The organism is Faecalicatena contorta, from assembly GCF_022835095.1.
In the GTDB taxonomy this organism is placed as follows: Bacteria; Bacillota; Clostridia; order Lachnospirales; family Lachnospiraceae; genus Faecalicatena; species Faecalicatena contorta.
Genome location: NZ_BQNQ01000001.1, coordinates 1863524 through 1876639 on the forward strand (window position 1 = coordinate 1863524; position 13116 = coordinate 1876639).

The 13116-nt window shown below is 50.0% G+C and carries 15 protein-coding genes and 1 pseudogene; all 16 read left to right on the forward strand.

The genetic code is table 11. The features are described 5' to 3' along the window. Positions 1 to 208: 208 nt before the first annotated feature. The 16 genes and pseudogenes from tet(32) to MWG26_RS08385 all read left to right on the forward strand — a co-directional run bounded on the left by tet(32) (position 209) and on the right by MWG26_RS08385 (position 13105). Positions 209 to 2128: a tetracycline resistance ribosomal protection protein Tet(32) gene (tet(32), locus tag MWG26_RS08310; protein ID WP_002602099.1), complete on the forward strand. Its 1920-nt coding sequence runs from the start codon at positions 209 to 211 to the stop codon at positions 2126 to 2128. Between the two features lie 81 nt (positions 2129 to 2209). After that, positions 2210 to 2664: pseudogene (locus MWG26_RS08315) on the forward strand (helix-turn-helix domain-containing protein). A 213-nt stretch (positions 2665 to 2877) separates the two neighbouring features. After that, positions 2878 to 3645 (forward strand): class I SAM-dependent methyltransferase, encoded by a 768-nt coding sequence (locus MWG26_RS08320; protein ID WP_002602097.1) that lies wholly within the window; start codon positions 2878 to 2880, stop codon positions 3643 to 3645. Between the two features lie 204 nt (positions 3646 to 3849). Continuing rightward, on the forward strand, positions 3850 to 4296 hold the full coding sequence (locus MWG26_RS08325; RefSeq protein WP_002602096.1) for an RNA polymerase sigma factor: 447 nt from the start codon (positions 3850 to 3852) through the stop codon (positions 4294 to 4296). Then, positions 4286 to 4489, forward strand: a complete 204-nt coding sequence (locus MWG26_RS08330; RefSeq protein WP_002602095.1) for a helix-turn-helix domain-containing protein — start codon at positions 4286 to 4288, stop codon at positions 4487 to 4489. The genes MWG26_RS08325 and MWG26_RS08330 overlap by 11 nt, the downstream gene beginning before the upstream one ends. Before the next feature lie 533 nt (positions 4490 to 5022). After that, positions 5023 to 5421 carry a plasmid mobilization protein gene (locus tag MWG26_RS08335; protein ID WP_002602094.1) on the forward strand — a complete coding sequence of 133 codons (399 nt, stop codon included), beginning with the start codon at positions 5023 to 5025 and terminating at the stop codon, positions 5419 to 5421. Further along, complete coding sequence (locus tag MWG26_RS08340) at positions 5393 to 7015, forward strand: relaxase/mobilization nuclease domain-containing protein (RefSeq protein ID WP_002602093.1); 1623 nt, start codon at positions 5393 to 5395, stop codon at positions 7013 to 7015. Before MWG26_RS08335 ends, MWG26_RS08340 begins: the two co-directional genes overlap by 29 nt. Before the next feature lie 186 nt (positions 7016 to 7201). Continuing rightward, the gene (locus MWG26_RS08345; protein WP_006058351.1) at positions 7202 to 7393 is read left to right on the forward strand and encodes a hypothetical protein; all 192 of its coding nucleotides are present in this window, start codon (positions 7202 to 7204) and stop codon (positions 7391 to 7393) included. Then, positions 7383 to 8141 carry a phage replisome organizer N-terminal domain-containing protein gene (locus tag MWG26_RS08350; protein WP_002605636.1) on the forward strand — a complete coding sequence of 253 codons (759 nt, stop codon included), beginning with the start codon at positions 7383 to 7385 and terminating at the stop codon, positions 8139 to 8141. The genes MWG26_RS08345 and MWG26_RS08350 overlap by 11 nt, the downstream gene beginning before the upstream one ends. Continuing rightward, positions 8138 to 8995 (forward strand): ATP-binding protein, encoded by an 858-nt coding sequence (locus tag MWG26_RS08355; protein WP_002605635.1) that lies wholly within the window; start codon positions 8138 to 8140, stop codon positions 8993 to 8995. The genes MWG26_RS08350 and MWG26_RS08355 overlap by 4 nt, the downstream gene beginning before the upstream one ends. After that, complete coding sequence (locus MWG26_RS08360; RefSeq protein WP_002605634.1) at positions 8992 to 9174, forward strand: transposon-encoded TnpW family protein; 183 nt, start codon at positions 8992 to 8994, stop codon at positions 9172 to 9174. The genes MWG26_RS08355 and MWG26_RS08360 overlap by 4 nt, the downstream gene beginning before the upstream one ends. Before the next feature lie 100 nt (positions 9175 to 9274). After that, the gene (locus tag MWG26_RS08365; RefSeq protein WP_002605633.1) at positions 9275 to 10885 is read left to right on the forward strand and encodes a recombinase family protein; all 1611 of its coding nucleotides are present in this window, start codon (positions 9275 to 9277) and stop codon (positions 10883 to 10885) included. A gap of 21 nt (positions 10886 to 10906) precedes the next feature. Next, positions 10907 to 11068, forward strand: a complete 162-nt coding sequence (locus MWG26_RS23170; protein WP_173828804.1) for a Maff2 family mobile element protein — start codon at positions 10907 to 10909, stop codon at positions 11066 to 11068. A 41-nt stretch (positions 11069 to 11109) separates the two neighbouring features. Then, on the forward strand, positions 11110 to 11976 hold the full coding sequence (locus MWG26_RS08375) for a VirB6/TrbL-like conjugal transfer protein, CD1112 family (protein ID WP_117440922.1): 867 nt from the start codon (positions 11110 to 11112) through the stop codon (positions 11974 to 11976). 43 nt (positions 11977 to 12019) lie between these two features. Then, entirely contained in the window at positions 12020 to 12442 is a 423-nt protein-coding gene (locus MWG26_RS08380; RefSeq protein ID WP_240285669.1) for a SpoVG family protein, read from the forward strand. 9 nt (positions 12443 to 12451) lie between these two features. Further along, complete coding sequence (locus MWG26_RS08385; RefSeq protein WP_117440920.1) at positions 12452 to 13105, forward strand: DUF7007 domain-containing protein; 654 nt, start codon at positions 12452 to 12454, stop codon at positions 13103 to 13105. Positions 13106 to 13116 lie beyond the last annotated feature (11 nt).

A 13116-nucleotide genomic window follows, 5' to 3' on the forward strand; every position in this document is an offset into this window, starting at 1 on the left:
GATAGTCCCTTTTGTGGGGGCTTGGTTTTTTGTACCCAATTTAAGAATACTTTTGCCTTATCAATTTTGACATATCCGAAAAACAGCAATCACAAACAGGTGTATGCTGTATATGTGTATGTCCGCAAATTATAATCCCCAGTGGTAAAAGTATTTTACTGCTGGGGATTTTTATGCCCTTTTGGGGCTGTAAAAGGAGGACAATCACATGAAAATAATCAATATTGGAATTCTCGCCCATGTAGACGCAGGAAAAACAACATTGACGGAAAGCCTGCTGTACACCAGTGGAGCGATTGCGGAACAAGGAAACGTGGATAAAGGAACTACAAGAACAGACACTATGATTTTGGAACGGCAGCGCGGAATTACCATTCAGACAGCGGTTACTTCTTTTTGCTGGAATGATTATAAAATCAATATCGTGGACACTCCCGGTCATATGGATTTTTTAACCGAAGCATACCGCTCTTTATCTGTCCTTGACGGAGCTGTTTTAGTCATTTCGGCAAAAGACGGCGTACAGGCACAAACCCGTATATTATTCCATGCGCTTCAGAAAATGGACATTCCGACAATTATCTTTATAAATAAGATAGACCAAAATGGGATCGACCTGCGGCGTGTTTACCAAAGCATTAAAGATAAACTTACCAGTGATATGATTGTCATGCAGGAGGTTTCCCTGTCGCCAAAGATAACCATGACCGATATTTCTGATTTGGACAAATGGGATATGATTATTTCCGGAAGCGATGAACTATTAGAACGATATGTTGCAGAGGATTCTTTGGATATACAGGAATTACAATATGAAAAGTGCAAAAGAACCAGATGCTGCTCTTTGTTTCCTGTTTATCATGGGAGTGCAAAAGACAATTTAGGAACAGAAAAACTGATTGAAGCGATTACAGAAACTTTCATTACAGAAACAGACGATATTCAGTCTGAATTATGTGGATATGTTTTTAAGGTTGAGTATACAGAGCGGAAAAAACGGCTTTCTTATTTACGCCTGTATCATGGGACGCTCCATTTACGGGATACCCTGCTGCTGTCAAAAAAGGAAAAAATAAAGATTACAGAAATGTGTATTCCGTCAAATGGTGAAATCGTCCCGGTTGACCATGCCTGTCCGGGAGAAATTGTTATTTTAGCTGATGATACTTTGAAACTGAACGACATTCTGGGAAATGAAAAACTCCTGCCTCACAAAACACGGATTGATAATCCCATGCCATTACTTCGGACAACGGTAGAGCCGCAAAAGCCGGAGCAAAGGGAAGCCCTGTTAAATGCCCTCACAGAGATTGCTGATACAGACCCTCTTTTGCATTTTGACATTGATACTGTTACACATGAGATTATATTATCTTTTTTGGGAAAAGTACAGTTAGAAGTTATTTGTTCGCTATTAGAAGAAAAATATCATGTGGGCGTGGCTATGAAAGAGCCTTCGGTTATTTATCTGGAAAGACCGCAAAAAAAAGCGAGCTACACGATTCATATTGAAGTGCCGCCGAATCCGTTTTGGGCATCTATTGGTTTGACTGTAACACCGCTTCCTGTTGGAAGCGGAACACAATATAAAAGCGAGGTATCTCTCGGCTATTTAAACCAAAGTTTTCAAAATGCCGTCATGGAGGGTGTGCGTTATGGAATGGAGCAGGGCTTATATGGCTGGGGAGTGACAGACTGCCAAATTTGTTTTGATTATGGAGTTTATTACAGCCCGGTCAGCACCCCCGCTGATTTTCGTTTTCTTGCGCCTGTCGTGTTGGAGCAGGCATTGAAAAAAGCAGGAACACAACTGTTGGAACCATACCTTTCCTTTACCCTTTTTGCACCGCAGGAATATCTTTCACGGGCTTATAATGACGCACCAAAGTATTGCGCAATCATTGAATCAACCAGACTTGAAAAAGATGAAGTTATTTTTAAGGGGGAAATCCCTGCCCGTTGTATTGGTGAATATAGAAATGATTTGAATTTTTATACAAATGGAAGAAGTGTCTGCATTACAGAATTAAAAGGGTATCAGGAAACTTCCGGCGAGCCTGTGTTTCAGCCACGCCGCCCGAACAGCCGTTTAGACAAGATCCGGCATATGTTTCAGAAGATAATGTAACATCTTGCGCAATGCAAACGTTCATTGCTGGCTATTGCGAAATATCATTGATAAAATCAGCATCAGAGAGGAGGAACCATTTTGAACCAGAAACAGACGGATATTACAACAGGAAAGCAAATACGTCATCTGCGAACACAATCGGGAATGACACAGGAAGAACTGGCTGGGAAATTGAATGTTACCCGGCAGGCGCTATCGAATTGGGAGAGAGATGTTAATGAACCCGATTTAAATACGTTGAAAAAAATTTGTTTTCTTTTTGGAGTCCACATGGACGATTTTGCGAAGGAGGTAATAACAAAAATGGAAACATGTGAAAAAAAGAGAAACGACAATTTAATAAGTATGATATGGCAATTGGACTTTTTTATGGTGTCGGGATATTTCTTGGCATTGGTATTTTCTTTGTTGGCGGTTTTATGACAATGTCGGGTGCAGGGTGGGGAGCATCACTATTTGGCGGTGGCTGTTTTTCTCTTGTATTTGGCTTGATATGCCATGCAGTTATTACATTGAGAAGAAATGACAAATGATGACATATCCTGCTTTCTAGTCTTTTCGGTCATATCGCGTAAAAAAGCCGCTGCTTTTGGCTTTCCAATAGCGGCGGCAAAGGGAAATATCCTTTGAATACCTTACAGAAGAAAAGTTTTGCAGCATTATAAAAATAAAAGCCTATACCATTTTGGAAAGAAAAGATACATAATAGTCAAGACGGCAACAATCAGAAGTTATGGAGGGTAACAATGGAATATAGTAAGGAAGATTTAATGGAAGCAAAAAGGCAAATTTTGGGAGTGGGAGAGAACATGGGAACAGAGGAAAGCAAAAAGATCTGGGAGAAAAACGCACAATTTTGGGATGATGCAATGGGTGACGAATCCAATGAATTTCACAGAGAGGTAGTACGTCCCAAAGTAACGGAACTTCTCTCTCCTGATCCTTCGGATTACATTTTGGATATTGCGTGCGGCAATGGAAATTATTCTTCGTATCTTGCACAGAGAGGCGCTTCGGTCGTCGCTTTTGATTACAGCAAAAAAATGATAGAATTGGCTAAAAGACGGCGATCACAATATGCAAAACAAATTGAGTTTTGCGTAGCGGATGCGACCAATAGAGAAAGCTTATTAGGATTAAAAAGAAATCGAGCCTTTACGAAAGCAGTTTCTAATATGGCAATTATGGATATTACGGATATTGAACCGCTTTTTATGGCTGTTTATGAACTATTGGAGGAAAACGGGATTTTTGTCTTTGCAACGCAGCACCCTTGTTTTATCACATTGACTGAAAAATATATGACACCGCACAGTTACTATGATATAGCGATCGAAGGGCAGCCGGAGGAGCAGATTTATTATCATCGTTCCATACAAGATATTTTTAACCTTTGTTTCAGAGCTGGATTTGTCATTGATGGATTTTATGAAGAATGTTTCAAAAACAATAAAGAAATTCCTATGGTAATGATAGTAAGGCTTAAAAAGGTAAAACGTGATAGCTTAAAATAAATTCAAGTTTGCCGGATAAATAGCAAACCCGGCCGAGCCAGTCAACGGTCAAGATGAACGGGCTTCGCCCGCCGTTGACAGCCCCGCCCGGTTTTGCAGTTAGGCAGTCAAGGAGCGACAGCCTAAAGTGCTGCCGCCCCTTACTATCATAAAAAGCAACTACTAACCAGCCACAGCCCTTTTGGGAGGAAAGGGGGATTTTCCATGACCTGTACAGAAGAATATCGGGAACATATCGAGTACACTTTCCATGCCTTTTGCAAAGTCGTTATCCGAAATGCAACGATCAACGCAGCGAGGACACGGAGCAGGAAGCACAAAAGAGAAATATCCCTTGAATACCTCACAGACGAAAAGCACTACCCTTTAGGCACGACAGATGAATATTTCCAAGCCCCGGAGCCGGACGAGGAATACATACTTACCCTTTGCGGCGATACGGTCATTTTCAGCAGCGGTTTACTTGCGGAAGCCCTGTCACGGCTGGACGAACGGGAGCGGGAAATGATTTACCTGTCCTTTTTCAAGCGTATTCCACAGCACGAAATTGGCAGACAGTACGGGCGCAGCCGCAGCACAGCGGGCTACCATATCCGAAAAGCCCTACGGCAGCTCCAAGCGGAAATGGAGGGAATGGCATATGAGAAATAATAGGCTTCTCCCCTATGAAACAATCGTCCAAGCCGCCAGCGGGGAGCCGGAAGCGGTGGGAACTGTATTGCAGTATTACCGCCGCCGCATACAATGTGCCGCCCGTGTGAATGGACGGGTAGACCAAGATACAGAGGACTACATCACCCAGACGCTTCTCACAGCTATTTTCAAGTTCCGCTTTGGGAGATAGCCCTACCGCCTACAACTGAATAACCGCCGCTTCGCCGGCAACCAGAAAGCAGTAAATCTATTCAACAGATTTGCTGCTTTTTTTCGTTCCTGTTTGGCATTTTTGAAAATCCCCAGTATGAAAAAACAAAAGGGAAAATAGCCGCCGCAGTTGGCAAAATCCCTTACTTATCCGTAGAGGGTATCAAAGAAAAAAATACTGCCATTGTCCGCCTATTCCGGCTTGCGTGGTGTTGTAGGGAATAGAGGGGAAATTCTAAAAATCTCCGTCCATTTTGCTTTGCGTGGTGTTGTAGGTAGTGAAAGGAAAATTTTCAAGATAAGCCGGAATAGCGGGTAGCAAAGCCCTTTTGAAACGTTTTGTTAGCGGAAAGGACGGGAGCCGGGGAACGCCGGAGTTTTTCAGAGCAAGATTCTACCGAGGTGCCAAAATTCGCTCTCCGCTTATTTTTGCCCCTGCGGGAATCTTGTTGGGGAGTGCCTTCCCCAAACCCTGCTATGCGCCCTGTCGGGCGAGAAAGGAGGTCACAGACCATGCGAAAGAAATACAATACGCCCCACCGCCGTCATGTGGTAAAGACCCGCATGACCGATGAAGAATACGCCGACTTCACCGGGCGGCTGGCGGCTTATGAAATCAGCCAGTCCGAGTTTATCCGGCAAGCCATACGGAAAGCGACCATACGCCCCATTGTCACCGTTTCCCCGGTCAATGACGGGCTGCTTGCCGCCCTCTCCAAGCTCACGGCAGAGTACGGGAAAATCGGCGGCAACTTAAACCAGATTGCCCGGAGCCTGAACGAATACGGAAGCCCCTACCGGGGGCTGGAAAAGGAAGTGCGGGGAGCCGCCGCCGACCTTGCCGCCTTGAAGTTTGAAGTCTTGCAGAAAGTAGGTGAAGCCGTTGGCGATACTCAAACATATCAGCTCTAAAAATGCCAACTACGGGGACGCTGAAAAATACCTCACATTCGAGCATGACGAGTTTACCATGAAGCCCACCCTTGACGCAGACGGGCGGCTCATACCGAGGGTAGACTACCGCATATCCTCTCTGAATTGTGGCGGGGAGGATTTTGCCGTTGCCTGTATGCGCTCCAATCTCCGCTACGGCAAGAACCAGAAACGGGAGGACGTAAAGAGCCACCACTACATCATCAGCTTTGACCCACGGGACGGCCCGGACAACGGCTTGACCGTTGATCGGGCGCAGGAGCTGGGCGAGAAGTTCTGCGCCGAGCATTTCCCCGGACACCAGGCCCTTGTCTGCACCCACCCGGACGGACACAGCCACACCGAAAATATCCATGTGCATATCGTCATTAACAGTCTGCGGATTGCGGAGGTTCCCATGCTGCCCCACATGGACAGGCCAGCGGACAGGAAAGCAGGCTGCAAGCACCGCTGTACGGACGCAGCTATGAACTATCTGAAAGCCGAAGTCATGGAGATGTGCCACAGCGAGGGGCTTTACCAGATAGACCTTTTGAACGGCAGCAAAGAACGCATTACCGAGCGTGAGTATTGGGCGCAGAAGAAAGGACAGGCTGCCCTTGACAGAGCCAACGCCCCTATTGCTGCGGACGGTATCGCGCCCCGGCAGACCAAGTTTGAAACGGATAAGGCGAAGCTGCGCCGGACTATCCGGGAAGCCCTTGCCGCTGCTTCCGGCTTTGATGAGTTTGCCGCCCTGCTTCTCCGGCATGGTGTGACCGTCAAGGAGAGCCGGGGGCGGCTAAGTTACCTCACGCCGGACAGGACGAAGCCAATTACCGCCCGGAAGCTGGGGGACGATTTTGACCGGGCTGCTGTCCTCTCCGTTTTGGAGCAGAACGCCGCCAGAGCCGCCGAAAAACCCGCAGCCATAGCGGAATACCCCGGCAGTATCAAAGACCGCTTACGGACGAAAAAAGAAGCGAAAAACGCCCCGAACAATGACGCTGTACAGCGCATGGTAGACATAGCCGCCAAGCGAGCCGAGGGGAAAGGACGGGGCTATGAGAAGTGGGCGACCATGCACAACCTCAAACAGATGTCGGCTACCCTCATGCTCTACCAGCAGTATGGCTTTTCTTCCCCGGACGAGCTGGACGCTGCCATTTCCGCAGCCAACACCGCCACGCAGGAGAGCCTTGCCGGACTGAAAGGGCTGGAAGCCGCTATCCGGGAGAAAAAGGAATTGCAGCGCAACCTTTTGGGCTATATCGGCACGAAGCCCGCCCGTGACGGTCTGAAAGCGCAGAAATCGGAGAAAGCCCGGAGAGCCTACCGGGAACAGCACGAAAGCGATTTTATCATAGCGGACACAGCCGCCCGTTATTTCCGGGAGCATGGAATAACCAAGCTGCCAGCCAGCAAAGCCCTGCAAAGGGAGATTGAGCAGCTTACCGTCCAGAAGAACGCCGGATATAACGACTACCGGGAGAAACGCCAGCGGGCGCAGGAGCTTCAGACAGTCAGACGCAATATCGACCAGATTTTAAGGGGCGCACCGAGCCAGCAGAAAAAGCGTGAACAGGAGCGTTAAAGACCGCCCCGAAATGATACCGAAACCCTACAAAAATACAGGTATGATATGAACCCTTACCGCAATACTCCCCGACTTCCAAACGGGGCTTACAGGGCAGAAAAAGCCCGAAAATGATACCGAGAACATACAGAAAATGCCCCCTATCCCGCTACACCGATAGGAACGGCAGAAAGGAGCTTACCATTGCCGAGAATGAGCAAGAAGCGGCGGCTGGAATGGTCTTTCTTCCTCAACCACCGCAACCGTATCACTTACAACGACCTATGCCGGGGCTGCACCCGTGACTGCAAACAGAGCTTCCGGGCGGTTATCATACTATGCCCTCGCTATTATTCCAAACGCTGGAAAAAGGAGGACGCAGCCTATGGCAGATAACCGCAAATATTACTACCTCAAGCTGAAAGAGAGCTATTTTGACGATGATGCAATCGTTCTGCTGGAAAGTATGCAGGACGGCGTTATCTATTCCAACATTCTCTTGAAGCTGTACTTGAAATCGCTGAAAAACGGCGGGAAATTGCAGCTTGACGAGAATATCCCCTACACCGCCCAGATGATTGCGACCATTACCCGCCAGCAGGTAGGTACCGTAGAGAGAGCTTTGAAAATCTTTATGAAGCTGGGGCTTGTGGAGCCTTTGCCAAGCGGCGCACTCTACATGAGCAACATTGAGCTTTTAATCGGCCAGTCCTCTACCGAGGGGGAGCGCAAGCGCAGGGCGCGGCTGGCTTTGCAGGAACAAAAAGCCCTGCCGCAGACAGGGGCGGACAAATGTCCACCATATCGAGCGGACATTTGTCCACCAGAGATAGAGATAGAGAAAGAGATAGATATAGAAATAGAAAAAGAGAGAGAGTTAGAAACGGGACACCCCGCCCCCGCCGCCTATGGCAGATACCACAATGTCATTCTTTCCGATACGGAGCTTGACGGGCTGAAAACAGAGCTTCCCGGCAAGTGGGAGTATTACATTGACCGCCTATCCTGCCATATCGCTTCCAGCGGGAGGAAATACAAGAGCCATGCAGCCACGATTTTCAAGTGGGCGCAGGAGGACGCAGCCAAGAAAGCCCCGAAAAAGGGCATACCCGATTATACCTGTAAGGAGGGCGAGAGCTTATGACGAATGGATTTGATGAAATGATTTTGAATATGACCGACACCACGCCGGAGCCGGAGGACTACACCGGCGAGGACGGGCTTTTATACTGCGGGAAGTGCCACAAGCCCAAAGAGGGCTATTTCCCCAAAGAAACCGCCGCATGGCTGGGGCGTGACCGCCACCCGGCAGAATGTGACTGCCAGCGGGCAGAGCGTGAGGAACGGGAAGCCGCAGAGAAACAGCGCAGTCACCTTGAAACTGTCGAGCGGTTGAAGCGGCGGGGCTTTACAGACCCGGCTATGCAGGGCTGGACGTTTGAGAACGACAACGGCAAGTGCCCGCAAATGGAACACGCCCATTTCTATGTGGAGAACTGGGAAACCATGAAAGAGCGCAACATTGGCTATCTGCTATGGGGCGGCGTTGGCACAGGCAAGAGCTATTTTGCGGGCTGTATCGCAAATGCCCTTATGGAGCGTGAAATCCCCGTGTGCATGACAAACTTTGCATTGATATTGGGTGACCTTGCCGCCAGCTTTGAGGGCAGGAATGAATATATCTCCCGACTTTGCAGCTTCCCGCTGCTTATCCTTGACGATTTTGGAATGGAACGGGGAACGGAATACGGCTTAGAGCAGGTCTACAACGTGATTGACAGCCGTTACCGCAGCGGCAGGCCGCTGATCGTCACGACTAATCTCACGCTGGAGGACTTGCAGCACCCGGAGGACACCGCCCACGCCCGCATTTATGACCGTCTGATTGAAATGTGTTCTCCTGTCCGCTTTACCGGGAGCAACTTCCGAAAAGCCACGGCGCAGGAGAAAATGGGACAACTGAAAAAGCTGATGAACAGAAAGGAGAGCCGCCTATGACCAACACCCCAAAGAATGACCGCAGCACCCGCCGCCCGGATTGCGTGACGGAAATCCGCATAGGTAATTCTGTCCTTGTCGTTTCCGGCTATTTCAAGCAGGACACCACCGCCACCGCCGCCGATAAAATGCTGAAAGTGCTGGAAGCGGAAGCTGCTACACAAAAATCGGCAATTTGACGGGACGTAAAGAAGCAGAAAGGACTGTACAGCCAGCCCCGGCGTGTGGTATGATAGTCATACGGAATAGTGGGGCTGGCTGTCGGAAATGGAGGACACTATGTTAAGACAGACCACCCGAAACCTTATTACCGCCCTTTATCCGAGATTATCCCACGAGGACGAGCTGCAAGGTGAGAGCAATTCTATTTCAAACCAGAAGCGTATTCTTGAAACCTATGCGAAGCAGAACGGCTTTTCCAATCTGCAATGGTACACAGATGACGGTTATTCTGGGGCGAACTTCCAAAGACCCGGTTTTCAAGCCATGCTTGCGGACATTGAAGCCGGAAAAGTCGGCACCGTTATCGTCAAGGATATGTCACGGTTAGGGCGAAACTATCTGCAAGTGGGAATGTATACGGAAATGATTTTCCCACAGAAAGGCGTCCGCTTTATCGCTATCAATGACGGAGTGGACAGCGCACAGGGCGACAATGATTTTGCCCCTCTGCGGAACATTTTTAACGAATGGCTGGTGAGAGATACGAGCAAGAAAATCAAAGCAGTAAAACGGTCTAAGGGTATGAGCGGGAAGCCCGTCACGAGCAAACCCGTATACGGCTACTTTATGGACGAGGACGAAAATTTTATCATTGACGGGGAAGCCGCCCCTGTTGTGCGGCAGATTTACAGCTTGTGCCTTGCCGGGAACGGGCCGACCAAGATAGCCCGTATGCTCACAGAGCAGGAGATCCCCACGCCGGGAACGCTGGAATACCGTCGGACGGGAAGCACCCGCCGCTACCACCCCGGCTATGAGTGCAAGTGGGCGACCAATACCGTGGTACATATCCTTGAAAACAGGGAGTACACGGGCTGTCTGGTAAACTTCAAGACGGAGAAGCCGTCCTACAAGACCAAGCACAGCGTAGAGAACCCCATTGAGAAACAGGCGATTTTCGAGAACCACCATGAGCCTATCATTGACACCCAGATGTGGGAGCGTGTGCAGGAGTTACGCAAGCAGCGCAAACGCCCGAACCGCTATGATGAAGTGGGCTTATTCTCCGGCATACTCTTTTGTGCCGACTGCGGCAGCGTCCTTTACCAGCAGCGTTACCAGAACGCCACCCGCAAGCAGGATTGTTATATCTGCGGGAGCTACAAGAAGCGTACCCGTGACTGTACGGCGCACTTTATCCGCACCGACCTGTTGACCGCCGGAGTGACCGACAATCTGCGGAAAGTCACCAGCTATGCAGCGAAGCACGAAGCCCGGTTTATGAAGCTGCTGATCGAGCAGAACGAGGACGGGGGCAAGCGCAGGAACGCCGCAAGGAAAAAGGAGCTGGAAGCCGCCGAGAAGCGTATCAGCGAGTTATCCGCTATCTTCAAGCGGCTGTATGAGGACAGCGTGACCGGGCGCATTTCAGACGAGCGTTTCACGGAGCTGTCGGCAGACTATGAAGCCGAGCAGAAAGAACTGAAAGAGAGAGCCGCCGCTATCCGGGCAGAGCTTTCCAAAGCGCAGGAAGCCACGGTAAACGCAGAAAAGTTTATGAATGTTGTCCGCAAGTACACCAGCTTTGAAGAACTTACCCCTACCCTTTTGCGTGAGTTTGTGGAGAAAATCGTTGTGCATGAGTGCAGCTATGACGAGAACGGCACACGCAGACAGGACATTGATATTTATTACTCTTTCGTTGGCAAGGTAGACCTGCCCGAATGACCGCCCGACCTATCCGGCGCAATGCGCAAACGCCGGATAGGAACGGCAAAATTTTTTACACTTCTACTACTTCTTTATCACACATCAGCAAAAAGCCAGGGCATTAAGCAGCTCATGGCGGGCGGCGGTGTCGTTCTGATCGGCCTTCAGCTTATCCCTCTGCTGTCCGGCCTGTTCAGCTAAATGTCACCCGTTGTCCCTTTTTCCAGAAAAGGAGCTGATGTATGGACTTTATCATCGACGCAATCGTTGAATGGCTGAAAGGTCTGCTCGTCGATGGTATCATGGGGAATCTGGACGGCCTTTTCGATAACGTCAATCAGAGCGTTGGCGAAATCGCCACACAGGTAGGCACGACCCCGGCGGACTGGAACGCCGGGGTCTTTTCCATGATACGACAGATCTCCGAAACTGCCATTCTGCCAATCGCCGGGGTCATCCTCACTTTTGTTATGACCTATGAACTGATACAGATGCTCATAGAACGCAACAACCTCCATGAAGTTGACACATGGATGTTTTTTAAGTGGGTGTTCAAAACCTTTGTGGCTGTGATGATCCTGACGAATACCTTCAATATCGTGCTGGCGGTCTTTGATGTGAGCCAGCATGTGATCCAGCAGTCAGCGGGCATTATCCAGAACGGGACAGAAATCACGCCGGATGTGCTGGACAGTCTGCGGACAGAGCTTGAGGCGATGGAGTTAGGCCCTCTGTTCGGACTCTGGCTCCAGTCCTTCCTGATTCAGCTTACCATGATTGCCTTAAACATCGTGATTTTCGTCATCGTATATGGCCGTATGATTGAAATTTATTTACTCACAAGTTTAGCACCTATCCCGTTTGCCACAGTCCCCAACAGGGAAACCGGACACGTGGGGCAGAACTATTTCCGCTCCCTCTTTGCGGTGGGCTTTCAAGGTCTGTTGATCTTAGTCTGTGTCGCCATCTATGCGGTGCTGATCCAGAGTATCGCCACCGACGGCGACCCCATCGGGGCGATCTGGGGCTGCGTGGGATATACGGTGCTGCTGTGTTTTACCTTATTCAAAACAGGCAGTCTTGCAAAATCCATCTTCGGCTGCCATTAAGAGACTTCGGGCCATGCTGACCCGAAGCGGAAAGGAGAAATCCATGCAGGAAAAAACTGCGGGCGGGACACCAGCCGCCCCTATGAAACTGGATGTAAGCGTGCGGGTCATCGAACCTGTGAAAAACCTCATGGGCTTTGCCAGCGTGAAATTCAATGACTGCTTTGTAGTGGAAAATCTGAAAATCGTACAGGGCAGCAAGGGCCTCTTTCTTGGGATGCCCAGCCAGCCGGACGGCAAAGGCGGCTATCGGGATATGGCCTACCCTGTCACAAAGGAGTTCCGGGAACAGCTCAATACTGCTGTTCTGCAAGCCTATGAGGCAAAGCTGGAACAGATGGCGGAGCGCGGCTCTGTGGGGCGTGCGTCCATCAGCGACCAGCTCAAAGCCGGAAAAGCGGCTGCCGAACAGGCAAAGGTAGAGCGGCCTCCGAAGGAAAAGCCCAGCCGCAGTGCAGAGCGTTGACCTCGGGCCATGCTGGCACGAAGCAGAAAGGAGGCGGGAACCATGCCACGCAAACGGATGGGCTATGACGCGGCCTGCTATTACGACGGAAGACTGCTGGGCCGCTGTACCAAAGCGGACAGCGACGCCTATACCCTGTTGATGAACGCCTGCGGCGGGGAGGCCGCCCGTGTCCTTCGGGAATATGCCTATTTTTCCCCGGAACTGAAAGCCATCTTGGAAAAGGCAGCGCTCATGCAGGCGGATCGGAGCCGGACGGGCGGAATGTTCCATGCGCCGAAAAGCTCCCCGTGGGGCGAGGTGCAGAGCTGTGAAACCCTCTGTCCGGGGGTGTTTTTGGTATCTACCGCCAGCCACGGCGGAACGATGGTGGCAAACGAGGTAGCCGCCGTTCTCTCCCCGGCGGCCAAAAAATGCGGCTTCAAGGACAAGGGCTATATCTGCTATGAGGAGGACGCACAGGAAAGCGTAGTGCTCCGGGAGCTGCTGGACAAAAAGCTCTGGAAGATCCCCGACCGTATCAAGGACAAAGAGCGGTTTGAAGAAAACCTCAATCAGTCCATCCGGCAATACAATCCCGAATACTGGCGGGCAAGGCAGAGCGGACGGGAGGCCGCCGAAGCCGCCCGCAGCACAGCCCCGGCCAAAGAGGCCGTAAGGTAGCTTCGGGCCAT